The organism is Streptomyces sp. NPDC048254 (assembly GCF_043201895.1).
GTDB lineage: Bacteria > Actinomycetota > Actinomycetes > Streptomycetales > Streptomycetaceae > Streptomyces.
Genome location: NZ_JBICZJ010000003.1, coordinates 142688 through 167373, shown reverse-complemented (window position 1 = coordinate 167373; position 24686 = coordinate 142688). Strand labels below are relative to the sequence as shown.

Here is a 24686-nt window from a genome sequence, read left to right as displayed (position 1 = left end):
CACTGGTGCGAAGGAAGGTAGCGCCAAGTGACAGCAAAGAACAGGGGAGTTGCTTGACTTTTCCTCAGCGCGTCCGTCGAATCTTTTCGACTCTTCAACGGCCTTGACCGCACCATGCCACGTCTCCACTATGGGAGCGCTCCCACTGGTTCAAGCCTTGACTTCTTTCCGAGCCGCAAGCGCAAGGAGGAACCAGCACATGCATCCCGCACACCCCCCGGGCCCCGGGCGGAGACGCAGAGCCGTACGACGGTTGTGGACGGCCGTCGTCGCCGCCCTCGCCCTGCCGCTGTCCATGCTCGCCACCGGAACGACTCCCGCCCATGCGGCGACGGTCCAGTGCAGCGTCGACTACAGGACCAACGACTGGGGCACCGGCTTCACCGCCGACCTGACCCTCACCAACCGCGGGACCGACGCGATCAACGGCTGGACGCTGACGTACGCGTACACGGGCAACCAGAAGCTGACGAACGGCTGGAACGGCACCTGGTCCCAGTCCGGCACCTCGGTCACCGTGCAGAACGCGTCGTACAACGGCACCGTCGCGGCGGGCGCGGCGGTGTCGACGGGCGCCCAGTTCTCGTACACCGGCAGCAACACGGCGCCGACCGGCTTCGCGGTCAACGGCACGACCTGCGCCGGCGCGCACCAGCCGCCGGTCGCCGTGCTGACCAGCCCGAGCGCGGGCGCGGTCTACACGCAGGGCGACGCGGTACCGCTGGCGGCGACCGCGGCGGCGGCCGACGGCGCGACGATCAGCAAGGTGGAGTTCTACGACGACACCACGCTGCTGGGGACGGACACCTCGTCGCCGTACTCGCTCTCGGCCACCGGTCTGACCGTGGGCGGCCATTCGCTGGTGGCGAAGGCGTACGACAGCCTGGGCGCGTCCGCGTCCTCGACCCCGGTCGGCATCACGGTCGCCTCCGGTCCCGCCGTGGTCGCCTCGCCCACCCAGCTGGGCATCCAGCAGGGCGCGACCGGCACTTTCGGGGTGAGCCTGTCGAAGCAGCCGACCGCCAACGTGACGGTGTCGGTGGCCCGGACGGCCGGGAACACCGGAGTGTCGGTGAGCGCCGGATCGTCGCTGACCTTCACCCCGTCCAACTGGAGCACCGCGCAGAACGTGACCGTCGCCGCGGACTCCGCGGGCACCGGCACGGCGACCTTCACCGCGTCCGCGACCGGCTACGCCGGCGCCACGGTCACCGTGACGGAACTGGCCGCGTCGAAGACGTACGACGCGCGCTTCCTGGACCTCTACGGGAAGATCACCAACCCGGCGAACGGCTACTTCTCCCCCGAGGGCATCCCGTACCACTCGGTCGAGACGCTGATCGTCGAGGCGCCGGACCAGGGTCACGAGACCACGTCGGAGGCCTACAGCTACCTTCTCTGGCTGCAGGCCATGTACGGCAAGGTCACCGGTGACTGGTCCAAGTTCAACGGCGCGTGGGCCCTCATGGAGAAGTACATGATCCCGGCCCACGCCGACCAGCCGACCAACTCCTTCTACAACGCGTCCAAGCCGGCCACGTACGCCCCGGAGCTGGACACGCCGAACGAGTACCCGGCGAAGCTGGACACCTCGGTGCCGGTGGGCTCGGACCCGATCGCGGCCGAACTGAAGACCGCGTACGGCACGGACGACGTGTACGGCATGCACTGGCTGGAGGACGTCGACAACGTCTACGGCTACGGCGACACCCCCGGCGGCGGCTGTGAGGCGGGCCCGACGGCCGACGGGCCGTCGTACATCAACACCTTCCAGCGCGGCGCGCAGGAGTCGGTGTGGGAGACGGTCCCGCAGCCGACCTGCGACGCCTTCAAGTACGGCGGCACGAACGGGTACCTGGACCTGTTCACCGGCGACTCGTCCTACGCCAAGCAGTGGAAGTACACGGACGCCCCGGACGCCGACGCGCGTGCGGTGCAGGCCGCGTACTGGGCGGACGTGTGGGCGAAGGCGCAGGGCAAGGGCGCCGATGTCTCCGCCACCGTCGGCAAGGCGGCGAAGATGGGCGACTATCTGCGCTACGCCATGTACGACAAGTACTTCAAGAAGATCGGCAACTGCGTGGGCCCGTCCACCTGCGCGGCCGGCACCGGCAAGGACGCCTCGGACTATCTGCTGTCCTGGTACTACGCGTGGGGCGGGGCGACCGACACGAGTGCGGGCTGGGCGTGGCGGATCGGGTCCAGCCACGTGCACGGGGGCTATCAGAACCCCTTGGCCGCCTATGCGTTGAGTTCGTACGCCGACCTGAGGCCCAAGTCGGCGACCGGAGCGGCCGATTGGGGTACGTCCCTGACCCGGCAGCTGGAGTTCTACCGCTGGCTGCAGTCCTCCGAGGGCGCCATCGCGGGCGGTGCGACGAACAGCTGGCAGGGCAGGTACGCGAGTCCGCCGGCCGGCACGTCGACCTTCTACGGCATGTACTACGACTGGGAGCCGGTCTACCACGACCCGCCGTCCAACCAGTGGTTCGGCTTCCAGGCCTGGTCGATGGAGCGGGTCGCCGAGTACTACCAGCAGACCGGGAACGCCACGGCCAAGGCGGTCCTCGACAAGTGGGTGGCGTGGGCGCTGTCCAAGACCACGATCAACCCGGACGGCACCTACCAGATCCCCTCGACGCTCCAGTGGTCGGGCCAGCCCGACACCTGGAACGCCTCAAGTCCCGGCTCCAACAGCGGACTTCACGTCACCGTCGCCGACTACACGAACGACGTGGGCGTGGCGGCCGCGTACGCCAAGACGTTGACCTACTACGCCGCCAAGTCCGGTAACACGACGGCGAAGTCGACGGCCAAGGCGCTGCTCGACGGCATGTGGGCCCACTACCAGGACGGCCTGGGGATCGCGGTGCCGGAGACGCGGGCCGACTACAACCGCTTCGACGACAGCGTGTACGTGCCGAGCGGGTGGTCCGGGAAGATGCCGAACGGCGACGCGGTCAACTCGTCGTCGACGTTCGCCTCGCTGCGGTCCTTCTACCAGGACGACCCGGCGTGGTCGAAGATCGAGAGCTATCTGGCGGGCGGGGCCGCGCCGTCGTTCACGTATCACCGGTTCTGGGCCCAGGCGGACATCGCTCTGGCCATGGGGTCGTATGCGGAGCTGCTGGAGTAGCAGTTCGGCTGCGGGTTCCTCGTGGCTGGTCGCGCAGTTCCCCGCGCCCCTTTGGGCGCGACAGCTAGGTCGGCCGGGCGGCCCCCACCCGCACTGGGGGTCGCCCGGCTCTTCTCACAACTGCGGAAGGACACTCATGCGAAGAACCCGCATCCTCACCGCCGTCCTGGCCCTCGCCGCCGGATTGCTCGCGGGCACCCCGCCCGCGCTCGCCGCCCACGAGACCGCGCAGGTCACGCTCACCGCCGACACGTACACCTGGCACAACGCCCGGATCGACGGCGGTGGTTTCGTCCCCGGGATCGTCTTCAACCGCAGCGAGAAGAACCTCGCCTACGCCCGTACCGACATCGGCGGCGCCTACCGCTGGCAGGAGTCGACGAAGACCTGGACGCCGTTGCTGGACTCGGTCGGCTGGGACGAGTGGGGTCACACGGGCGTGGTCAGCCTGGCCTCGGACTCGGTCGATCCGAGCAAGGTGTACGCGGCCGTCGGGACGTACACCAACAGCTGGGACCCGACGAACGGGGCCGTGCTGCGCTCCGCCGACCGGGGCGCCAGCTGGCAGAAGACGGATCTGCCCTTCAAGCTGGGCGGCAACATGCCCGGCCGGGGCATGGGCGAGCGGCTGGCGATCGACCCGAACAAGGACAGCGTGCTGTATCTGGGCGCGCCCAGCGGCAAGGGGCTGTGGCGGTCGACGGACTCCGGGGTGACCTGGGCGCAGGTGACCAGCTTCCCCAACGTCGGTAACTACGTGCAGGATCCGACCGACACCAGCGGCTACGCCTCCGACAACCAGGGCATCACCTGGGTCACCTTCGACGAGTCGACCGGTACGGCCGGCACGGCGACGAAGACGGTCTACGTCGGGGTCGCCGACCTGCAGAACTCGGTGTACCGCTCGACGGACGCGGGCGCCACCTGGACCCGGCTCGCCGGGCAGCCGACGGGGTATCTGGCGCACAAGGGTGTGCTGGACGCCGTCAACGGTTATCTGTATCTCTCCTACAGCGACAAGGGCGGCCCGTACGACGGCGGCAAGGGCCAGTTGTGGCGGTACGCGACCGCGACCGGCACCTGGACGAACGTCAGCCCAGTGGCGGAGGCCGACACGTACTACGGCTTCTCGGGACTGACGGTCGACCGTCAGCACCCCGGCACGGTGATGGCGACGGCGTACAGCTCCTGGTGGCCGGACACCCAGCTCTTCCGCTCCACGGACAGCGGCGCGACCTGGACGAAGGCGTGGGACTACACGTCGTACCCCAACCGCTCGAACCGCTACACGATGGACGTCTCGTCCAGCCCCTGGCTCACCTTCGGCGCGAACCCGTCACCGCCCGAACAGACCCCGAAACTGGGCTGGATGACGGAGGCGCTGGAGATCGACCCGTTCAACTCGAACCGGATGATGTACGGGACGGGAGCGACGCTCTACGGCACCGAGAACCTGGGCACCTGGGACTCCGGCGGCCAGTTCACCATCAAGCCGATGGTGCAGGGCCTGGAGGAGACGGCGGTCGACGACCTGGCCGCGCCCCCGTCCGGCGGGGCCCAGCTCTTCAGCGCGCTGGGTGACATCGGCGGCTTCCGCCACACGGACCTGACCAAGGTCCCCTCGCTGATGTACACGTCCCCCACCTTCACGACCACGACGAGCCTGGACTTCGCGGAGACGAACCCCAACACCGTGGTCAGGGTGGGCAATCTCGACTCCGGCCCGCACATCGCGTTCTCGACGGACAACGGGGCCAACTGGTTCGCCGGGACGGATCCTTCGGGGGTGAGCGGCGGCGGTACGGTCGCCGCGGCCGCCGACGGCGGCCGGTTCGTCTGGAGCCCGGCGGGCATCGGCGTCCAGTACACGACGGGCTTCGGCTCGTCCTGGTCGGCGTCGAGCGGGATCCCGGCCGGGGCGGCCGTCGAGTCGGACCGCGTCGACCCGAAGACCTTCTACGGTTTCAAGTCCGGGAGGTTCTACGTGAGTACGGACGGCGGCGCCACCTTCACTGCATCCGCGGCGACCGGCCTCCCGAGCGGGGACAGCGTGCGTTTCAAGGCGCTGCCCGGGACGGAGGGCGATGTGTGGCTGGCCGGCGGCGCCACGGACGGCGCGTACGGCCTGTGGCACTCCACGGACGGCGGCGCGGGTTTCACCAAGCTCTCCCACGTCGACCAGGCCGACACGATCGGCTTCGGCAAGGCCGCGACCGGCGCCTCGTACCAGACCCTCTACACCAGCGCGAGGATCGGCGGAGTACGCGGCATCTTCCGCTCCACGGACCAGGGCACGACCTGGACGCGTATCAACGACGACGCCCACCAGTGGGGTTGGACGGGCGCGGCCATCTCGGGCGATCCGCGGGTGTACGGCCGGGTGTACGTCTCCACGAACGGCCGGGGTGTGATCTACGGCGACACGGCCGGAGGCGGTGACGACGGCGGAGGCGGCACGGATCCCACTCCGACCGGCACCTGCACGGTCGCCTACAGCATCACCAACCAGTGGACGGGCGGCTTCCAGGCGGACGTCCGGCTCACCAACACCGGCTCGGCGTCCTGGACCAGCTGGTCGCTGGCCTGGTCCTTCCCCAACGGACAGACCGTCGGCCAGCTCTGGAACGCCGACTGGGCCCAGTCCGGCGCGAGCGTGACAGCCAGGAACGTCAGCTGGAACGGCACGGTCGCGGCCGGCTCCTCGGTGTCCTTCGGCTTCACGGGTACGTGGACGGGGACGAACGCGAAACCGTCGTCCTTCAGGCTGGGCGACCAGACCTGCACGGTCGCCTGACCGGCCGAGAGCGCGTGCCGCACCGGGCACGCGCTCTCTGCGACCGCTCGGCGGGTGGGTCAGCGGACGATCAGCCGGTGCGGTCCCGCCGGGACCAGTTCGCCGATGACCGGGGCGCCCGGGACCTCGCCGGCGACGAGGAGGCCGCCGGAGGTCTGGGCGTCGGCGAGGAGGAGCCGGGTCAGGTCGTCGGCGTCGCCGAAGTCGGTGTGCGGGGTGACCCATGCGAGGTTGCGGCGGGTGCCGCCGCTGATGTGCCCGGAGCGGGCGGCCTCCAGGGCGCCGTCGAGGAACGGCACCGCGGCGGAGTCGACGACGGCGGTCACGTCCGACGCTCGGGCGAGCTTGTACAGGTGGCCCAGCAGGCCGAAACCGGTGACGTCGGTGGCGCAGACCGCCCCCGCGGCCACCGCGGCGCGGGCCGCGTCGCGGTTGAGCGCCACCATCGTCTCGATCGCCTGCGGGAAGACCTCGCCGGTCGTCTTGTGCAGGTTGTTGAGGACTCCCAGGCCCAGCGGCTTGGTCAGTGACAGCGGCGTCCCCGGCCGTCCCGCGTCGTTGCGCAGGAGATGGTCCGGATCGACGGTGCCGGTCACCGCCATGCCGTACTTGGGTTCCGGGTCGTCCACGCTGTGGCCGCCCGCCACTACGCAGCCCGCCGCCGCGGCGATGTCCATTCCGCCGCGCAGTACTTCTCGTGCCAGATCGAACGGCAGCACGTCACGGGGCCAGCACAGGAGGTTGACCGCCACGAGCGGGGTGCCGCCCATGGCGTAGACGTCGGAGAGCGCGTTGGCGGCGGCGATGCGGCCCCAGTCGTAGGGATCGTCGACCACCGGTGTGAAGAAGTCCGCCGTGGCGACGGCGGCGGTCGCGCCGACGTCGCCCGGCAGCCGGATGACCGCCGCGTCGTCGCCGGCTTCGAGGCCCACGAGCAGGTCGTCCGTGGCGACGCCGGGCATCCCCGTGGCCGTCAGTCCGGCGACGATCTCCTCGAGTTCGCCGGGGGGAATCTTGCAGGCGCAGCCGCCGCCGTGGGCGTACTGCGTGAGCCGTACGGTCCCCTGCCTTTGTGGCTCGTGGATGCCGGTTCGTGTGCCTGCCATGGCTGCATCAATCCTCGCGGGTGAAGGGGAGCGCCGTGTGGCGCGTTGACTTGCCCGGGAATGCGACGGTTCGATGACCTGCGGGGAGGCGTAAGGGTGCCTGGTGGCCCTCCCGGTCTTCAAAACCGAGGTGTCCGAGCAACTCGGGCAGGCGGGTTCGATTCCCGTCCGTCTCCGCCGGTCAGCCCGTGCCGCCCGCGTCACCGGCCGTCCAGGCCTGTGGCGGGGCAGCGGCGCAGCGCGGTGTCCACCCGTACGGTGTGGCCGTGCCGGTCCAGGTATTCCAGCAGCGGGACGGCGACCCGGCGCGTGGTGTCCAGCGCCCGGCGTGCCTGGCTGGTGGTGAACGGCTGCTCCAGCCGGGCGAGGACGGCCGCGGCCCGTACGTCCGCGTCCGGCAGCAGCACGATCCCCTGGCCGATCCGCAACAGGGTCCCCGCGGCCTCGGCGGCCGCCAGCAGCTTGGGTGTGAGGCCGAGTCGGTGCAGCCGCTCGGCGTCCGGGGCGTGGAACGGCGCACGGGCGAGGTCCGCGCGTACGGCTGCCACCGCGGCCTCGATCGCGGGCGGCAGCGTGGGGCCGCCGTGGCTGCCGTAGAGCCGGCCGTCGCTGTACCGCAGGCCGGGCGACTGGGTCCGGAGCGCGTCGACGAGGCCGCGCTCCGGCAGTCCGAGCGCCTGGCGGGCCGCCTCCAGGGGCATGCCCGGTTCCAGGGGGTTGCGGGCGGCGTGCTCCTCGACCGCCTCGGCCAGGCGCTCGCGCAGCGCCGCCCAGTGCGCCGGGTCCGCCAGCCACTCCCCGGCGACCGGCTCCGCGGGCGGCTCCACACCCATGGCGAGCAGCTCCGAGCGGCGGATCAGACCGCGTCGGCGCAGTTCCCCGGCCCCGTCGGCGCGTCCCGGCGCCGCCGCCAGTTCCCGGGCCCGGGCCGCCGCCGCACCGCGCCGGGTCAGCCGCGGCGGGCGGACGTCGAGCACGGTGATGCCCGCCGGGACGCGGTGCAGCCCGGGGTCGCGCAGCAACGCGCCGTCGCCGACGCGCAACGGCAGCGGTGCGGCCAGCCGCAGGCGCGCGGTGTCCGTGCCGAGCGGGCGGACCGTCACCGGCACCGCCGCGGAGCCCGCGTGCAGGGTGAGGTCGCGCGGCAGATCACGGGCCGCGTCGCCGCGCAGCCGTACGTCCACGGTGTCGGTGGTCAGCCAGCGGTCCGGGGTGAGCAGCGCGTCCCCGCGGCGCAGCTCCCCGGCGCCCGGTCCGGTCACGTTGACCGCCACCCGCGCGACCGCCCCGGCCTCCTGGCACGGCTCCTTGAGGCATTCCAGCCCGCGTACCCGCAGCGTCCGCCCGTCGCGGGCGAGCCGGAGCCGGTCGCCGACGCGCACGGTCCCCGCGCCGAGGGTGCCGGTGACGACCGTGCCGTGGCCGCGCACCGTGAACGCCCGGTCCACCCACAGCCGTACGTCCCCGGCGAGGTCCGGGGCGGGCAGGCCGCCGGTCATCCGGACCAGGGCGGCGCGCAGCGCGTCGAGGCCGGTACCCGTCACCGCGCTGACGGCCACGCCCGGTACGTCGCCGAGGGACGAGCGGGCGATCCGGGCGAGCGCCTCGGCGCGGGCCGCGTCCGGTCCGGCCAGGTCGCAGCGGGTGACGGCGAGGACGCCGTGCCGTACCCCGAGCGCGTCCAGGACGGACAGGTGCTCCTCGGACTGCGGTTGCCAGCCCTGGTCGGCGGCGACGACGAAGAGGACGGCGGGGACCGGGCCGACCCCGGCCAGCATGTTGCCCACGAGGCGTTCGTGCCCCGGCACGTCCACGAAGGCCACGTCGCCCGCGCCGGGCAGCCGCGTCCACACGAAACCCAGGTCCAGTGTCATGCCCCGGCGCCGTTCCTCCGCCCAGCGGTCGGGCTCCATCCCCGTCAGGGCGCGCAGCAGCGCGGACTTGCCGTGGTCGACGTGGCCCGCGGTGGCGACGACGTGCACGGGTCAGCTCCCTGTTCCCGGTCCGGCCGCCCCGGGCGGGACCTCGGCCAGGCGCACCGCCCGCGCCAGCAGGGCGTCGGCCTCCGGCGGCACCGCCCGCAGGTCCAGCAGACAGCGGCCGTCCTCGACGCGGGCCATGACGGCGGGGTCGGTCGCGCGCAGCGGGGCCGCGTAGGCGGCGGGCAGCGAGACGGCGGCGCTCGGCAGCGTCACGCCCGGCGCGCCGCCGCCGCCGACCACCGCCTCGGTGTCGACGGCACGGCTGTCGAAACCGTCCGAGCGCAGGCCCGCGGCGAGGTCCCGGGCGCGTTCGCGCACCCGTACGGGGTCGGCGCGCAGCGCGGTGACGGTCGGCGGGACGGGGCCGCGCACGGTCGCCTCCAGGGCGGCCAGGGTCAGCTTGTCCACGCGCAGGGCACGGGCCAGCGGGTGCCGGGCCAGCCGCCGCACCAGTTCCGCGTCGCCCAGGACGAGTCCGCACTGCGGTCCGCCGAGCAGCTTGTCGCCGCTGGCGGTGACCAGGGACGCCCCGGCCCGCAGCCAGCTCGTCGCGTCGGGCTCCCCGGGCAGTGCGGGCTCCGGGGTGAGCAGGCCCGAGCCGATGTCGGCCACCACGGGCACGCCCAGCGGGGCCAGTTCGGCGACGGACGCCTCCCGGGTGAAGCCGGTGACGCGGAAGTTGGACGGGTGGACCTTCAGGACGAAGCCGGTGTCCGGGCCCACGGCCGCGGCGTAGTCGGCGGGTGTGGTGCGGTTGGTGGTGCCGACCTCGCGCAGCCGGGCGCCGGTGGAGACCAGCAGGTCGGGCAGGCGGAAGCCGTCCCCGATCTCCACCATCTCGCCCCGGCTGACGACGATCTCCCGTCCCTGGGCGAGCGCGGTCGCGGCCAGGACGAGCGCCGCCGCGCCGTTGTTGACCACATGGGCGGCCTCGGCGGCCGGCACGGCGCGCAGCAGGGCGTCGAGCGCGGCCCGCCCCCGCCGGGAACGGGTCCCGGTGGCGAGGTCGAGTTCGACGTCCGTGGTGCCGGACGCGGCCAGCACTGCGTCCCGGGCCGCCTGCGAGAGTGCGGCCCGGCCCAGGTTGGTGTGGAGCAGTACGCCGGTGGCGTTGACGACCGGGCGCAGGGCGCAGGCGGTGGCGGGGAGGGCGGCCACGGCACGGTCGGCGATCTCGTCGGCGGGTACCTCGCCCGCCCGGGCCCGGGCCTGCACTCCCGCGACCACGTCCTTGACCAGCTCCCGTCCCAGCCGCCGCGCCGCCGCGGTCAGCCGGGGATCGGCCAGCAGCACATCGGTGCGCGGCAGCCGCCGCCGCTCGTCGACGGGCGGGCCGGCGTCCGCCGCGCCGGCGTGGTCGCGCGCCATCTCGTGCTCCTCCGCTCCGGCCCTGCCGACGGCAACCCGGCCAGGCTAGGCCGACGGCCGCTCCCGGAGCCCGCGCCGCACCGTGCGAACCCTGACGCCGGGTGTGAACCGTGCCGAGGTCACGTACCGCCCTCGGCCTCGCGCCGGGCGTCGAGGCGTTCGCGCTGCGGCTTCACCACGTACGCCGGGTCCTTCGTGGACGCCACGCCCGCCTCGAAGGTCCCGAACCGCTGGAACCCGCTGCCCGCCAGGAGCGCGAGACCGCCGAGCGCGGCGGCGACCCGGCTGCGGCGGGCGAAGGTGAGGGCGGCGCATGCCCCGCCGATGGTCAGGTACTCCGACGCCTTGCGCATCCGGTGGGCGGCGCCGAGCGTGAACGTCGAGGTCTCGAACTGCGGCTTGCGGTCGATGAGGTGGGCCGCCACGATCTCGGTCGCGGCCCCGAGGACAGCCAGTCGGCGGGCCGGGCCCGCCTCGGCCGGCGGGGCACAGATCATCGCCAGACCGGCGCCGCTCGCCGCGGCGGACCCCGTGAAGACGAACGGCAGCTCCTTGTGGGCCTCGTGCCAGGCCGGCACCGCCGTCTGGGAGAGCAGAACGGCCGTGTACGAGGCGAGCGCGGGGGCGAGCGCGGCAGCGGAGACGCCGCCGAGCCGGGCCGCCCACTGCACGGCGGTGGTGAGCCCGGTCCGGTCCAGCCAGGTCTTCGGCACGAGTTCGGCGATGCCGGCCAGGGAGCAGCCGGGGCCGTACGACATCAGGATCCAGGTGCCCATCGACATCGGGGAACTCGGCTTCGCCACCCGCATCATGTGGTGGAAGCGCAGCGGCCGGCCGAGGTCGCCGATGAGGAGGTAGCTGCTGGCGAGCAGCGCCCCGAAGCCGCCGACGCGGCAGGACCTGCGCATCTCGGGCCGCCCGGTCAGGTCGGCACCGACGGCCAGCAGGGCGGCGCCGGCCGAGAGTCCGCCGGTGAGGAGGTAGGCGGGGACCTTCCACTCCCAGACCGGCGGCTTCAGCACCGGGCGTCCGTAGTAGGACCGGAATTCCGCGCGCGGGACCATCGGCTCCTCGCCACCGCCGCCCCCGCGGTGCTTCCCGCCCCCGCCGCGCCCGGTCATCGACGGCCTCCCCTGGCGAAGACCGCGGCGGACGCGGCCACCATCATCCCGGCCGCAACTGCCGCGTGCTTCCACATGGATCCCAGGTCACGGGTGGTGACGACCGGGTCCGGCGGCAGCCCGTAGACCTCCGGCTCGTCGAGGAGCAGGAAGAACGCGCCGTCGCCGCCGACCCCGTCGTCGGGGTCGCGGCCGTACAGCCGGGCCTCGGGCACGCCCGCGTCGTGGAGCTGTTCCAGGCGGGCGTCGGCGCGCTCGCGCAGTTCGTCGAGGACGCCGAACTGGATGGAGTCGGTCGGGCAGGCCTTGGCGCAGGCCGGTTCCAGACCGCCCTTGAGCCGGTCGTAGCACATGGTGCACTTCCAGGCCCGGCCGTCGTCGGGGCGGCGGTCGATGACGCCGTAGGGGCAGGCGGAGACGCAGTAGCCGCAGCCGTTGCAGATGTCGGGCTGGACGACGACGGTGCCGAACTCGGTGCGGAAGAGCGCCCCGGTGGGGCACACGTCCAGGCATGCGGCATGGGTGCAGTGCTTGCACACGTCCGACGACATCAGCCAGCGGAAGTCGGTGCGGGTCTCCGCGCCGCTCCCGGCGCCGGGCAGGTCGAAGCTGGGGAAGCCCAGGTCGACGGGTTCCGTGCCGAGTTCGGCGCCGGCCCGGTGGCCCGCGTCGTGCAGGGCTTCCTCGACCACCTCGCGGGTGGTCTCCGTCCCGGACGGTCCGGTGGGCAGGCCGACCAGACCGGAGTCCTGGTCACCGAGCCGCAGGTCCTGCTCGATGAAGGCGACGTGCCGCCAGGTGCTCGCGCCGAGCGAGCCGGTGTTGTCGTAGGACATGCCGAGCAGGTCGAAGCCGTCCGCCGGGACGTCGTTCCACTCCTTGCAGGCCACCTCGCAGGCCTTGCAGCCGATGCAGACGGAGGTGTCGGTGAAGAAGCCGACCCGGGGCGGGTGGTCCTCGGGGTGGCCGGCGTCCCCGGCCGGGTCCGCCAGCGGGCCGAAGAAGCTGTTCTCGTGCTCGCTCATCAGGGTTCCTCCGGCCCTTCAGTGGTGGCCGGACGGCCGTCGTCAGGCGGCCCGTCCGTCCGGTGGCCGTGGGCCGTCACCTCGCTGGTGCCGGTCCTCGTGGTGATCCCCGCCCGGCGCCGGTAGTCCTCGACGTAGGCGAGGAGCGCGGGGCCACGCGGGCGCCGCCCGGGCCGGATGTCGCAGGTGAGCACCTTGCTCTCCTGGATCAGCACGTTGGCGTCGGCCACCACGCCGATCAGGTCGTTGACGACGTCGCCGGTGGTGATGCCGCGGCTGCCCCAGTGGTACGGCATCCAGATCTGGTGGACCGTGTGGCCGTCGAGCCGCAGCGGGGCCAGCCGGTCGGTGACGACCACCTTGGCCTCCACCGCGGTCCGGCTGGTGATCACGTGCGCCCAGCCCATGTGGTGCAGTCCGCGCTCGGCGGCGAGTTCCGGTGACACCTCCACCGTCAGTCCGGGCTGGAGCTCCGCGAGATAGGGGAGCTGACGGCTCATCGCGCCGGCCGTGTGGTGCTCGGTGTACCGGGAGGCGGTGAACACGTACGGGAACACGTCGGTGTGGGGCTCGGGAGGCGAGGGGTTGTACGGGTTGTCGGTGCGCGCGTAGGTCAGCCGGGTCGGGTTGGACTGCTGGGTGTAGAGCGGGTTGCGCACCGGGGACTCTTCGGGTTCGTAGTGGGTGGGCAGCGGCCCGTCGACCAGGCCGGTCGGTGCGAACAGCGCCGCCTTCCCGTCGCCCATCATGATGAACGCGTCGTCCCCGGTCAGCGCGTCCGTACCGGTCGCCTCCGGCGGCGGCTGGTAGTGCGGTGGCTTGTGCCGCTGGAAGTCGGGAACGTCGTGGCCGGTCCACTCACCGCGGTCCCCGTCCCACCAGACGAGGGCCTTGCGCGCGCTCCACGGCCGGCCGTCGGGGTCCGCGGACGCCCGGTTGTAGAGGACCCTGCGGTTGAGCGGCCACACGAACCCCCACTGGTTGTCGGTGATCGGGTGCTCGAACCGCGAGGTGCGGCGCCGGGCCTGGTTCGTCTCGTTCGCGAAGACGCCGCTGTAGATCCAGCAGCCGCACGCGGTGGTCCCGTCGTCCTTGAGCTCCTCGTAGGAGTTGACGGTGCGTCCGGTGGTGAGGTCGATGCCGTTGATGTGGCGCAGGACGTCCTCGGCGGACGGTTCGTCCCCCTGTTCCATCGCGTAGTCCCAGGCCAGATCGAGGACCGGCCGGTCGCGTTCGTCCTGCGAGCCCGCCAGCTTCTCCCGGACGATCCGCCCGAGGTGGTAGAAGAACCACAGGTCGGAGCGGCGGTCGCCGATCGGTTCGAGCGCCTGGTCGCGCCACTGGACCATGCGCTGGGTCTGGGTGAACGTGCCGCTCTTCTCGACGTGCGAGGCGGCGGGGAAGAAGAACACCTCGGTCTTGCAGGTCTCGGTGGAGATCTCGCCCGTCTCGATCTCGGGCGCGTCCTTCCACACCGTCGCGCTCTCGATCATCGCGAGGTCGCGGACGACCAGCCACTCCAGGTTGGCGATGCCGAGCCGCTGGAGCCGTCCGTGGGCCGACCCCACCGCCGGGTTCTGCCCGACCAGGAAGAAGCCGTACACCGTGCCGGCGATCATGTCCATCGCGGAGCGGTAGGTGCCGTGGTCGCCGTTGATCCGCGGCAGCCAGTCGTAGCGGAAGTCGTTCTCGGGGGTGGCCGCGTCACCCCAGTACTCCTTGAGCATGGAGACCATGTACGTCCTGGCGTTCGCGAAGTACCCCTTGCGCATCACATGGCGTACGTCGTCCACGAACCTGGTCAGGCTGGTGTGGGTGACGTTGGGCATCGGCAGGTAGCCGGGCAGCAGGTTGTACAGGGTCGGGATGTCCGTGGAGCCCTGGATGCTGGCGTGGCCGCGCAGCGCCAGGATGCTCCCGCCGGGCCGCCCCATGTTGCCCAGGAGGAGCTGGACGATGGCGCCGGCCCGGATGTACTGGGCGCCGACGGAGTGCTGTGTCCAGCCCACGCTGTAGACGAGCGAGGTGGTCCGCTCCCGGCCGGAGTTCTCGGTCCAGGCGCGGCACACGTCGAGGAACTGCCGCCGGGTGATGCCGCAGACCCGCTCCACCATCTCCGGGGTGTACCGGGAGAAGTGCCGCTTGAGGATCTGGAGCACGCAGCGTGGGTGCCGCATCGTCGGGTCCGTCGCGATCCGGCCGGCGGTGCCGGGCAGGGCTTCGTGACCGCCGGCCGACTGCGCGGGGGTGGCGGAGATGAGTGTGCTGCCCTGCCTGCCGTCGCCCTTGCCGCCGACGCACTCGTACGCCCAGCTGCTGCTGTCGTACTTGCCGGTCTCCGGGTTGTAGCCGCTGAACAGGCCGTCCAGGTCCTCGGTGTCCTGGAAGTCCTCGCGCACCAGGAACGTGGCGTTGGTGTAGGCCCGCACGTACTCCTCGAAGTGCAGGTCGTTGGCGAGGATGTAGTTGACGACGCCGCCGAGGAAGGCGATGTCACTGCCCACCCTGATCCGCACGTGCTGGTCGGCGTGCGCGCTGGTGCGGGTGAACCGGGGGTCGATGTGGACCACCCGGGCACCGAGCTTCCTGGCCTCGATGACCCACTGGAAGGCGACCGGATGGGCCTCGGCCATGTTGGAGCCCATGATGATGACGCAGTCGGCGTCCGTCAGGCTCTCCGGGGTGTCCGTGGCACCGCCACGGCCGAACGAGGTTCCCAGACCGGGAACCGTGGCGGAGTGTCAAATGCGCGCCTGGTTCTCGATCTGCAGGGCGCCCAGGGCCGTGAACAGCTTCTTGATGAGGTAGTTCTCCTCGTTGTCCAGCGCCGCGCCGCCCAGGCTGGCGAAGCCCATGGTGCGGCGGAGCGGGTTGCCCTGCTCGTCGGTGTCCTGCCAGCCCCGGCGACGGGCGTCGAGGACCCGGTCGGCCACCATGTCGAGGGCGGTCTCCAGGTCCAGGTCCTGCCATTCGGTGGCGTACGGGGCCCGGTAGCGCACCTTGTCCTCGCGCTGCGGTCCGGTGACCAGCTGCTTGCTGGAGGAGCCCTTGGGGCACAGGCGGCCGCGGGAGACCGGGCTGTCCGGGTTGCCCTCGATCTGGGTGACCTGCTCGTCCCGGACGTAGACGTTCTGGGCGCAGCCGACGGCACAGTAGGGGCACACCGAGTGCACGACCCGGTCGGCGTCCTCGGTGTGGGGCTTGAGGGTCCTCGACCGCTTCGACTGGACCGCCCTGCCCCGGCCCAGCCGGTCGGCTCCGGTGATCTGCCGGTACACCGGCCACAGGTCCGCCCACCGTTTCACGCCCATCCGCCCGCTCCTTCGCGTCAGGGCCCCCGGCCTCGTCTCCACGCTACCCGCGGGGCGGGCCGCGGCAAGTTCAGGGCGCCACGGGCCGGGACCCGGCCTGACCTGCGGTGGCGAGCGAGCGTACGGCGTCGGCCAGCATCCCGGCCGCCCGGTCCACGTCCGCCGCTGTCGTCCAGCGGCCCGGCGACAGCCGTACGGCGGCCAGCGCCCGGGTGTCGTCCAGGCCCATCGCGCGCAGTACCGGCGACGGCGTGTGCGTCCCGCTGTGGCACGCCGAGCCGGTGGAGGCGGCGAGGTACGGCACGGCGGCGAGGAGTTCGTGGCCCGTGGTGCCGTCGACGCTGACGTTCAGGGTGCCCGGCAGGCGACGGGCGCTTCCGTTCAGGCGCACCCGGCCGGGGAGCGCCTCGGTGAGCGCGCGGTGCAGGCGGTCGCGGAGTGCCTCGACGCGCCGGGCACCGCCGTCGGCGAGTTCGGCGGCGGCGAGCTCGGCGGCGGCACCCAGTGCCACGGCGAGGGCGACGTTCTCGGTGCCGGCGCGGAGCCCGCCCTCCTGGCCGCCGCCGTAGACCAGGGGTTCGAGGCGGACGCCGGCCCGTACGCGCAGCGCGGCGACGCCCTTCGGGGCGTACATCTTGTGGCCCACGACGGTCAGCAGGTCGGCGCCGAGCGTGCGTACGTCCACCGGGATCTTGCCGGCGGCCTGGGCGGCGTCGCAGTGGAACAGCGCGCCGTGGTCGTGGGCGAGCCGGGCCAGTTCGGCGACCGGCTGCAGGGTGCCGGTCTCGTTGTTGGCGGCCATGACGGAGACCACCGCGGTGCGCTCGTCCAGCGTCGCGGCCAGGTCGGCGGGGTCGACCAGGCCCTCCCCGTCGACGGGCAGGTACGTCACGTCCACGCCGTGCAGCCGGTGCAGGGCGCGGCAGGTCTCCAGCACGGCCGGGTGCTCGGTGACCTGCGTGATCACTCGCCGTCTGCCGGCGGCGGAGGCGAGGACGGCGCCGCGCAGCGCGAGGTTGTTCGCCTCGGACCCGGAGCCGGTGAGCACCATCTCCCACGGCTCGGCTCCGACGAGTGCGGCGATCTGTCCTCGGGCCCGGGTCAGCGCGGTGCGCGGTGCCTGCGCGTAGGCGTGTGCGCTGGACGGGTTGCCGAAGCCGTCGGCCAGGAAGGGCAGCATCGCCTTCACCACCCGGGGGTCGACGGGGGTGGTGGCGTTGTGGTCCAGGTAGATCGGAGCGTCGTCCTGGCCGTGCGGCTCCGGCGTGTTCTTCATGGTCCTTGCGCCTTCGTTCGACTGAGGCTGTGACGTTCCGTGGGTGTCACATGAAGTTTCGGGTGTGCAGTGCGGACAGTTCCGCCGCCTCGTCGTCGGGGAACCCCAGGCGGGCCAGGCGGTGGCGGCGTCCTTCGCCCATCTCCTTCTGCAGGTGCCGCACCGCCTGCCAGCCGCGGGCGATGTCCCGCGGCGCCCAGGAGCCCGCGGCGAGCAGCACCAGGGAGTCGAAGACGTCCTGGTTGAGTCCCGCGGTGCCGGTCAGCGCGTCGTGCCGCCGCTCCACCGCGGCACGCAGCCGGCCGTGCAGCAGCGGGTCGACCGTGGCCCGGTGCTCCAGATGCCCGACACCGAACGCCACGTGCCGTGCCTCGTCCTGGCGGACCAGGTGGCTGATGCGGCGGGTGACCGGGTCGGGGGCGTGCCGCTCCAGGAAGGACAGGAGGTTGAGGAAACTGCCCTCCCCGAGCACGGACAGCAGGAAGGACGCGATGGAGAAGTCCGGTTCGGTCAGCAGGGTCGCCAGGGACGCCCGGCCGCCCACCGAGGAGGTACCCATCTCGCCGCCGCGCAGCAGCGCCCGCCGGGTGAAGACCTCCACATGTCTGGCCTCGTCGGCCGCCTGCACCGCGAGCAGCTGGAGCACCTCGCGGAAGTGCGGATGGACCTGGACCAGCAGCCGCCCCGGCACCACCAGGGCGGCCTGCTCGTTCTCCACCAGGTAGGTCATCACCTGGACGACGGCGGTCTCGATCTCGTCGGGCAGGGTGAAGTCCTCGTCCCAGTCCACCGCGCGGTAGGGGTCCCACTGCGAGGCGACCGCCTGCCGGTACAGACGGGGCGCGAGGTCGGTCCACGCGACGTCCCTGTCGACGACGGCGAAGGGCACGTCCGGTCCGCCCGCCTCCACCAGCGCTCCGCGCGCGGCGAGGCCCCAGTGCAGGGGCGCCCGGTCCGCGATCCCTCCGGCCGACTCCCCTCCGGCGCGTTCCGCCCCGTGCAGGCGGGCGCCCGCGACGGGGCCCGCCCGCAGCCGCGCGACCACCGGCGCTTCCCGCGGGTCCGCGGCCGCCAGCTCGTGCCCCTCATGGCGGCACCAGACGGCCAGATGGGGCAGGAGCGCCGGGTCCGTCCCGAGCACCTCGACCAGGGTTCCGGGCGGTGCCTGCCGCAGGGCGCGGCTCAGCAGCAGCCGCGCGCCCTGCTCGAAGCCGAGTGTGCCGAGGTCGGCCGAGACCGCGCCGGCGGCTGTCACGGCCGGTAGCCGGCCGCGGTGATCCGGCCGCTCGCGTCGTAGAAGCCGGTGGCGTCGACGGCCGCGGTCAGCTGCCCGAAACCGGTCTCCCGGCCGGGCAGCCACCGGGTGAGCCCTTCCAGGTCCAGGAGTCGGCGCACCTCGGGATCGCTGTACGACATGGAGAGCAGCAGCGCGGTGAACCGGTCGCCGAGCTCCTTGTCCAGGGACGGTCCGGCCGCCAGCACGCAGTGGTCGTAGGGCTCGGTGCGCGACAGCAGCCGGGTGCCACCGGGCGGCAGGGTGCCCTCCTGCCCGAACAGCAGATGGCCGGCGTCGATCATGCAGGCGGCGTCCGCCTTCCCCGCCACCAGCGCGCGGGCCGCCTCCCGTTCGCCGCCGATGTGGTCGCCGTGCAGGCCCACCCCGGTGTCATGGCGGCGCACCTCGAAGTCGGTGCCCGCGACCAGGCCGAGATCGGCCAGGTGGTGCAGCGGGATCAGGGTCGACTGGGGCGAGTCGACCGCGCCGACGGCGACCGTCCGGCCTTTCAGATCGGCCGTCGAGCGGATCTCGCCGTCCGCCCGGACCACCACCACGGAGGTCAGGTCGCGGTCGGTGTCCCGCATCACGAGCGGCGTCACCTCCGCGCCCGCGGCGGCGGCCAGCCGGCGGGTGCGCAGCCAGGCCAGCGGTGAGTGCCAGGCCGCGTCGATCCGCCCGTCGACCAGGTCCTGTGCCTGCCGCTCGTAGTGGGCGTAGAGCACGAAGTCGAAGGGCAGACCCTGCGCGAGGAGCCAGGACCGGAAGCCGGACCAGAGGGTGACGACCTTCGGATCGTAGGCGACGGCGCCGAGGACCAGCTCCGGCATCAGGCCTCCTCGAAGAGCGGGAGGCCCAGTTCCACGCGGCCGCAGAAGTCGTGCAGCGCCTCGGTGGTGGGTGCCATCACCCGGGCCGCGAGGGCGTCCCGGAACCGTCGCTCCACGCCCCTCTCGCGGCGGAAGGCGGCGCCGCCGCACAGGCGCATCGCGCCGTCCGCCACCTCGGCGGCGGTCTCCGCGGCGAGGGCCTTGATCTGCAGGACCCGCAGCGTCGCCTCGGGGCGTCCGGTCTCCGTCGCGGTGAGAGTCTCCTCCAGCAGGGCGCGCAGCGCGTCGGCACGCAGTCGCAGCCCCGCGAACTGGTTGCGGGTCATCGGCTGCTGGGCCAGCGTCCGGTCCAGGTGCGCCAGGCGGGTGTTGCGAAGGTGCTCGGCGGTGAGGCCGAGCAGTGCTTCGGTCACGCCGAGCGAGAAGGCCGCGCTCAGCACGAGGAAGCACGGCAGCACCACTTCGAGAGCGGTGTTCAGCCCCTCTCCGTCGGCGGCCAGCAGCGCGGACCGGGGCACGGACACGGCCGTCGCCGACACGGGGCTGGACGCGTTGCCGCGCAGGCCGAACCCGTCGTAGTCGCCCTGTACTTCGAGTCCGGCGCTGCCCGCGGGCACCAGCCACAGCGACATCGGTCCGTCCGCCCGCAGCGGCCTGCTGGACCAGACGTAGCTGTCGGCCTCGCCGGCCGCGGTGACCCAGGACTTCTGCGCGTCCAGGCGCACCGCGTCGGCGCCCTGGGGCTCGGCGGTGCTCACCGGGGCCCAGAAGTGGCTGCGGGAGCCGCGCTCGGAGAAGGCCAGGGTGGTCAGATGGCGGCCGGCGGCGATCTCGCGCCGGACGTCGTCGGGGGCGTGCCGGTCGAGGACGGTGACGGCCGAGTAGTGCATGAGCAGCACCATGGCCGTCGACCCGCACGCACCCGCGAGCCGTTCGATCACCTGGGCGGCCTCACGCAGTGCCGCGCCCGCTCCGCCGTTCTCCCGCGCGCTGAGCAGCCCCAGCAGCCCGGCCTCGCCCAGCGCCCGGATCCCCTCCCGCGGGAAGCGGCCGGCCCGGTCCACCTCGTCGGCGAGCGGCCCGACGAGGTCACGGACCAACGCGTCGAACGCGTCGGATCGGAGGTTCGGGGATTCGGTCATGATCGTCTGCACGATTTCACACCTTGATGTGGAGTGGTTACTAAATGTCCAATTCCTCGGGCCAGTCAAGCATTCCGTCCGGTGCACGCGACGGAGCGCGCGCCGAGTGACCGACCGCAACCGGTGCGATGCGCCGACACGCACGTCACCGACCGCGGGCGCGTGCCGCCGCCGGCACGCGCCCGCCGCCGCTCAGGGTGTGTAGACCGTCGGGCGAGGTGCCGTTCCCATCCCGTCGCCGATGAAGAAGCTCGGGTGCGGTGGTTGGTTGTAGGCGGTGTTCTGCCAGGCCAGGGCCGTGCGGTACTGGGTGTCGTGGAGGAGGGTGGTGATCTTCGTACTGGTCTCGTACGGGGTGGAGTAGATCCGCAGGGCCGTGTTGTCCGTAGTCGGCCAGACCACCTCCTCGCGCCAGTCGCCGAGGATGTCCCCGGACAGGGCCGGGGTCGCCTTGGTGCTGTTGTCGGAGTGGACGCCGGCGCCGGTCAAAAGGCGGGTGTCGGATGTCGTGCCGTACTTGTCGATGCGGGTGTCGTCCAGGAGTTCGCGGACCGGGTCACCGTCCCACCAGGCCAGGAAGTTGATGCTGGAGGGCTTGCGGCTCGCGACCACCGTGCCCTTCGGGTCGCGCACCCCGTCCGCGCGTGACGACCAGGACTCGGCGCCCGCGCTGCCCGCCCAGATGTCGCCGGAGACACCCCGGCCGTTGTCGCCGTTGGCGGGCGTGGACCAGATGATCTCGCCGGTTCCGGCATCCGCCATCCAGGAGGCGGGCTTGGAGCTGTCCTCGTCGACCTTGAACTCCTCCAGGCCGGGCCGGGACGGGTCGAGGTCGCCGACGTGCAGGGCGTCGCCATGGCCGTTCTTCGTCGTCCACAGGCCGTTGCCGTTGTCGTCGACGGCCATCGAGCCGTAGACGATCTCGTCCCTGCCGTCCCCGTCGACGTCCGCGACGGACAACTGGTGGTTGCCCTGGGCGTCGTAGCCCTTGCCGGTGTTGGCGGAGGAGTTGGTGTCGAAGGTCCAGCGGCGGGTGAAGGCGCCGTTCCGCCAGTCCCAGGCGGCGATCACCGTGCGGGTGTAGTAGCCGCGCGCCATGATCAGGGAGGGGCGGGAGCCGTCCAGGTACGCCGTGCCGGCGAGGAAGCGGTCGACGCGGTTGCCGTAGGAGTCGCCCCACGACGACACGGTGCCGCGGGCCGGGACGTAGTCGACCGTGCTCATCGCCTTGCCGGTCCGGCCGTCGAACATGGTCAGGTACTCGGGGCCGGACAGCACGTAGCCGCTCGAATTGCGGTAGTCCGCAGGCGAGTTGCCGATGACCGTGCCCGTGCCGTCGACCGTGCCGTCCGCCGTCTTCATGGCGATCTCGGCCCTGCCGTCGCCGTCGTAGTCGTACACCTGGAACTGGGTGTAGTGGGCGCCGGAGCGGATGTTGCGGCCGAGGTCGACGCGCCACAGGCGGGTGCCGTCGAGCTTGACGCCGTCGAGGATCGTGTCACCGGTGTAGCCGGACTGGGAGTTGTCCTTGGCGTTCGTCGGCTGCCATTTGAGGACGAAGTCCAGTTGGCCGTCGCCGTCGAGGTCGCCGACGGAGGCGTCGTTCGCCTCGTAGGTGTACGACACCCCGTCGGGGCTGGTGCCGCCCGCGGGCGGGGTGATCGGGACGTCCTTGTAGCCGGTGCGGAACTGGACCGCGTGGACCGAGTCGGCCTGTTCGACGCCGTTCACGATCGCGCGGACCGTGTAGTCGGCCTGGGCCGGGGCGTCGGCGTGGAAGTAGTTCGTGGAGCCGGTGACAGGGGCGGAGTTGACCTTCGTACCGGCGCGGTAGACGTTGAAGGAGACGTTGTCGGGGTCGGTGCCCAGCCAGCGCCAGCTGACCAGGTTGCCGGCGTCGGTGTGGACACTGACCACGCCCCGGTCGAGGGCCTCGACCTGGCGGGCGGTGGCCGCCTGGGCGCTGCCCTCGGTGAGGGCGGTCAGGCCGGCGCCGACCAGGGCGGCCGTGGTGGTGAGCGCCGCCAGGACGGCGGAACGGCGTCTGCGATGCGGGTGCTGCACGGGACATGCCTTCCGGGAGACGGACGGGTTCCTCCGTCAGTCGGCGCCGTCCGCCCCGGAGTTGCCGTGTCTTTCGGCCAGTTCGAGGGCGATGGGCTTCAGCCGCGGGCCGGTTTCCCGAACGCCCGGACGCCGAAGCGGGGGTCGGGGCGGCGGCGGTCCTGGCCGGGCAGGGCCGCCAGTCGCTCGGCGAACTCCTCGGCGCGGGGGTCGCCGGGCGGCAGCACCGTGAACCAGCCGCGCCGCAGGTCGGCGATGGTGGAGCGGGGGGTGCGGCCCTGGCCGTGACCGAGGAAGCCGGCCTGTCCGGCGGGTGCCAGTCCGCTTTCCGAGGCGTGCGCCGTGACGACGGCGGCCGCGTCCGGGGCCGGGCGGCGCGGGCGCGGTGCGAGGATCGCGTCGATGTCGCTGCCGACGTCGTGCGCGGCGGCCTTGTCGACGGTGGTGACGTACACCCCGCCGGGCCGCAGCACCCGTGCGCACTCGGCGACGACGGCGCGGACCTCGGCGGTGTCCGCTATGAGGTGGAGCAGCCAGACCGTGGTCACCGCGTCGAACGTGGCGTCCGGGAAGGGGAGTCGGCGGCTGTCGGCCAGCAGGACCGACCCCGGCAGCCGGGCCGCCGCCAGCCGCGCCATGCCGTGGGCGCGGTCCGCCCCGGTCACCTGGAGCGCGGGACGGGCGGCGGCGAGGCGGCGGGTGACGATGCCGGTGCCGCAGGCGAGGTCCAGGAGACGCCCGGGGCGCCCGGGGCGGTCGGGGATCAGCCCGAGGACGGCGCCGGCGGCCGCCTCGGCGCGCGCTTCGCCGCCGCGCGTCGCGTCGTAGGCCCCGGCTTCCTGGTCGTAGTCGAGCACATGGCTCAGTGTGCGCCGTGGCCTGGGGCGATGTCCTCCACTCTGCGGGCGAGTTCGAAGTCCAGGCCGGTGACGGCACCGCCCACGCTGTGGGTGTTCACGGTGAGGGTGACCGTGTGGTAGCCGAGGGAGAGGTCGGAGTGGTGGTCGAGCTCGTCCTGGATCCGGGCGATGTGCACGACGAGTGCGGCGGCGGCGAAGTGCGAGTCGAGACGGTAGACGCGGGCGAGCCGGTCGCCGTCCACCGCCCAGCCCGGCAGCTCGGCCAGCCGGTCCTCGATCTCCTGCTGCGCCAGCGGTTCGACGGCCATGTTGCGGCTTCCTTCCCTGAGATGCCCGGAGGCGTACGTGGGTTCAGCCTGCCACGACCGGGCCTTCCGGGCGCGTTCGCACCGCGGTGCGCGTCGCCTCGCGGCCGGCGCCCTCGACGGGAGCCGCCGGCCCGGCCCGGCCGGCCGGCCCTCTCTGGATACGGCCACCCGCCCCCTCCTCGGCCACCGTCACCCGTGGGCCTCTCGGCTACGGTCGTCCGCATGACCACTGTCGCCGCCGGCCCCGCCGCCTCCCCGCCCGCCCCCGACGGGAAGGGGGTCGGCCCGCTGCTGCGCGCCTGGCGGGAGCGGCGGCGGGTCAGCCAGCTGGAGCTGGCCCTGCGCGCCGACTCCTCGGCCCGGCACATCAGCTTCGTCGAGACCGGCCGCTCGCGGCCCAGCGAGGAGATGGTGCTGCGGCTGGCCGAGCACCTGGACGTGCCGGTGCGGGAGCGCAACGCGCTGCTGCTGGCGGCCGGTTACGCCCCGCACTACCCGGAGACCCCGCTGGACGACCCGGCGCTGGACGCGCTGCGCGACGGCATGGAGCGGCTCATCCAGGGCTACGAGCCGTATCCGGCGCTGGTCGTGGACGCCACGTACACCGTGGTCGCCGCCAACCGGGGCATCTCGATGCTGCTGGAGGGCGTACCGGAGTCGCTGCTCGCGCCCGCGCCGAACGCGATGCGGCTGACGCTGCATCCGGAGGGACTGGCACCGCGCATCCGCAACCTGCGCGAGTGGCGCGGGCATCTGCTGGAGCAGATGCAACGGCAGATCGCGCTGCACCGCTCGGACGCGCTGCGGGAGTTGTACGAGGAGGTCGCCGGCTATCCGGCCCCGGCGGGCGTGGACGACGGCCAACCCGCCGAACCCGTCGCGTGGTTCGCGCTGCCGATGCGGATCGAGCACCAGGGGCGGGTGCTGTCGTTCGTGTCGTCGATCTCGACGTTCAACACCCCGATGGACGTGACGGTCGCCGAGCTGGCCATCGAGACGTTCCTGCCTGCGGATCCGGCGACGACCAAGTACCTCCACTCATTGGCAAGTTGACGCAAGAGGTTGCTTCGACCAGGTGTGCGGGGCG

General features: G+C 72.6%; 16 protein-coding genes and 1 tRNA gene. 4 read left to right on the top strand and 13 right to left on the bottom strand.

The genetic code is table 11. The annotated features are described in order from the left end of the window. Positions 1-199 precede the first annotated feature (199 nt). Together ACGFZQ_RS10565 and ACGFZQ_RS10560 are read left to right on the top strand one after the other, a co-directional pair. Positions 200-3136: a glycoside hydrolase family 48 protein gene (locus ACGFZQ_RS10565; RefSeq protein ID WP_393839994.1), complete on the top strand. Its 2937-nt coding sequence runs from the start codon at positions 200-202 to the stop codon at positions 3134-3136. 136 nt (positions 3137-3272) lie between these two features. Further along, a complete protein-coding gene (locus tag ACGFZQ_RS10560; protein WP_393839993.1) occupies positions 3273-5930 on the top strand; it encodes a cellulose binding domain-containing protein in 2658 nt (885 codons plus the stop codon). A 59-nt stretch (positions 5931-5989) separates the two neighbouring features. Here the strand turns inward: ACGFZQ_RS10560 and selD are convergent, their stop codons facing one another. Next, positions 5990-7036 carry a selenide, water dikinase SelD gene (gene selD / locus ACGFZQ_RS10555; protein ID WP_393839992.1) on the bottom strand — a complete coding sequence of 349 codons (1047 nt, stop codon included), beginning with the start codon at positions 7034-7036 and terminating at the stop codon, positions 5990-5992. Positions 7037-7120: 84 nt separating this feature from the next. Between selD and ACGFZQ_RS10550 the strand changes: the two genes are divergently transcribed. Further along, positions 7121-7213, top strand: a tRNA-Sec gene (locus tag ACGFZQ_RS10550). Positions 7214-7236: 23 nt separating this feature from the next. Here the strand turns inward: ACGFZQ_RS10550 and selB are convergent. From selB to ACGFZQ_RS10490, 12 genes are all read right to left on the bottom strand, one after another. Further along, the gene (gene selB / locus ACGFZQ_RS10545; protein ID WP_393839991.1) at positions 7237-9018 is read right to left on the bottom strand and encodes a selenocysteine-specific translation elongation factor; all 1782 of its coding nucleotides are present in this window, start codon (positions 9016-9018) and stop codon (positions 7237-7239) included. Between the two features lie 3 nt (positions 9019-9021). Then, the gene (gene selA, locus ACGFZQ_RS10540) at positions 9022-10386 is read right to left on the bottom strand and encodes an L-seryl-tRNA(Sec) selenium transferase (protein WP_393839990.1); all 1365 of its coding nucleotides are present in this window, start codon (positions 10384-10386) and stop codon (positions 9022-9024) included. 119 nt (positions 10387-10505) lie between these two features. Next, the gene (gene nrfD / locus ACGFZQ_RS10535) at positions 10506-11507 is read right to left on the bottom strand and encodes an NrfD/PsrC family molybdoenzyme membrane anchor subunit (protein ID WP_393839989.1); all 1002 of its coding nucleotides are present in this window, start codon (positions 11505-11507) and stop codon (positions 10506-10508) included. Next, a complete protein-coding gene (locus ACGFZQ_RS10530; RefSeq protein ID WP_393839988.1) occupies positions 11504-12532 on the bottom strand; it encodes a 4Fe-4S dicluster domain-containing protein in 1029 nt (342 codons plus the stop codon). Before ACGFZQ_RS10530 ends, nrfD begins: the two co-directional genes overlap by 4 nt. After that, positions 12532-15843, bottom strand: a complete 3312-nt coding sequence (gene fdh / locus ACGFZQ_RS10525) for a formate dehydrogenase (RefSeq protein ID WP_393839987.1) — start codon at positions 15841-15843, stop codon at positions 12532-12534. Before fdh ends, ACGFZQ_RS10530 begins: the two co-directional genes overlap by 1 nt. Before the next feature lie 70 nt (positions 15844-15913). Then, the gene (locus ACGFZQ_RS10520; RefSeq protein WP_393839986.1) at positions 15914-17119 is read right to left on the bottom strand and encodes a cysteine desulfurase family protein; all 1206 of its coding nucleotides are present in this window, start codon (positions 17117-17119) and stop codon (positions 15914-15916) included. A 46-nt stretch (positions 17120-17165) separates the two neighbouring features. After that, positions 17166-18374 (bottom strand): ferritin-like domain-containing protein, encoded by a 1209-nt coding sequence (locus ACGFZQ_RS10515; RefSeq protein WP_393839985.1) that lies wholly within the window; start codon positions 18372-18374, stop codon positions 17166-17168. Further along, the gene (locus ACGFZQ_RS10510) at positions 18371-19225 is read right to left on the bottom strand and encodes a phosphate/phosphite/phosphonate ABC transporter substrate-binding protein (RefSeq protein WP_393839984.1); all 855 of its coding nucleotides are present in this window, start codon (positions 19223-19225) and stop codon (positions 18371-18373) included. The genes ACGFZQ_RS10515 and ACGFZQ_RS10510 overlap by 4 nt, the downstream gene beginning before the upstream one ends. Further along, positions 19225-20379, bottom strand: coding sequence for an acyl-CoA dehydrogenase family protein (locus ACGFZQ_RS10505; protein WP_393839983.1), 1155 nt, complete (start codon positions 20377-20379; stop codon positions 19225-19227). Before ACGFZQ_RS10505 ends, ACGFZQ_RS10510 begins: the two co-directional genes overlap by 1 nt. Positions 20380-20559: 180 nt before the next feature. After that, positions 20560-22431: a rhamnogalacturonan lyase gene (locus ACGFZQ_RS10500; RefSeq protein ID WP_393839982.1), complete on the bottom strand. Its 1872-nt coding sequence runs from the start codon at positions 22429-22431 to the stop codon at positions 20560-20562. A 98-nt stretch (positions 22432-22529) separates the two neighbouring features. Continuing rightward, positions 22530-23288: a class I SAM-dependent methyltransferase gene (locus ACGFZQ_RS10495; protein ID WP_393839981.1), complete on the bottom strand. Its 759-nt coding sequence runs from the start codon at positions 23286-23288 to the stop codon at positions 22530-22532. A 5-nt stretch (positions 23289-23293) separates the two neighbouring features. Further along, positions 23294-23599: a 4a-hydroxytetrahydrobiopterin dehydratase gene (locus ACGFZQ_RS10490; RefSeq protein WP_393839980.1), complete on the bottom strand. Its 306-nt coding sequence runs from the start codon at positions 23597-23599 to the stop codon at positions 23294-23296. A gap of 222 nt (positions 23600-23821) precedes the next feature. Between ACGFZQ_RS10490 and ACGFZQ_RS10485 the strand changes: the two genes are divergently transcribed. Then, positions 23822-24652: a helix-turn-helix domain-containing protein gene (locus ACGFZQ_RS10485; RefSeq protein WP_393839979.1), complete on the top strand. Its 831-nt coding sequence runs from the start codon at positions 23822-23824 to the stop codon at positions 24650-24652. The last annotated feature ends 34 nt before the right edge of the window (positions 24653-24686 follow it).

What these genes read in the sequence shown, in the direction of transcription:
- ACGFZQ_RS10565 (WP_393839994.1), top strand. Translation starts at nt 200, where the DNA reads ATGCATCCCGCACACCCCCCGGGCCCCGGGCGGAGACGCAGAGCCGTA.
- selD (WP_393839992.1), bottom strand. Translation starts at nt 7,036, where the DNA reads ATGGCAGGCACACGAACCGGCATCCACGAGCCACAAAGGCAGGGGACC.
- nrfD (WP_393839989.1), bottom strand. Translation starts at nt 11,507, where the DNA reads ATGACCGGGCGCGGCGGGGGCGGGAAGCACCGCGGGGGCGGCGGTGGC.
- ACGFZQ_RS10560 (WP_393839993.1), top strand. Translation starts at nt 3,273, where the DNA reads ATGCGAAGAACCCGCATCCTCACCGCCGTCCTGGCCCTCGCCGCCGGA.
- ACGFZQ_RS10510 (WP_393839984.1), bottom strand. Translation starts at nt 19,225, where the DNA reads ATGCCGGAGCTGGTCCTCGGCGCCGTCGCCTACGATCCGAAGGTCGTC.
- ACGFZQ_RS10520 (WP_393839986.1), bottom strand. Translation starts at nt 17,119, where the DNA reads ATGAAGAACACGCCGGAGCCGCACGGCCAGGACGACGCTCCGATCTAC.
- ACGFZQ_RS10485 (WP_393839979.1), top strand. Translation starts at nt 23,822, where the DNA reads ATGACCACTGTCGCCGCCGGCCCCGCCGCCTCCCCGCCCGCCCCCGAC.
- ACGFZQ_RS10490 (WP_393839980.1), bottom strand. Translation starts at nt 23,599, where the DNA reads ATGGCCGTCGAACCGCTGGCGCAGCAGGAGATCGAGGACCGGCTGGCC.
- selA (WP_393839990.1), bottom strand. Translation starts at nt 10,386, where the DNA reads ATGGCGCGCGACCACGCCGGCGCGGCGGACGCCGGCCCGCCCGTCGAC.
- ACGFZQ_RS10530 (WP_393839988.1), bottom strand. Translation starts at nt 12,532, where the DNA reads ATGAGCGAGCACGAGAACAGCTTCTTCGGCCCGCTGGCGGACCCGGCC.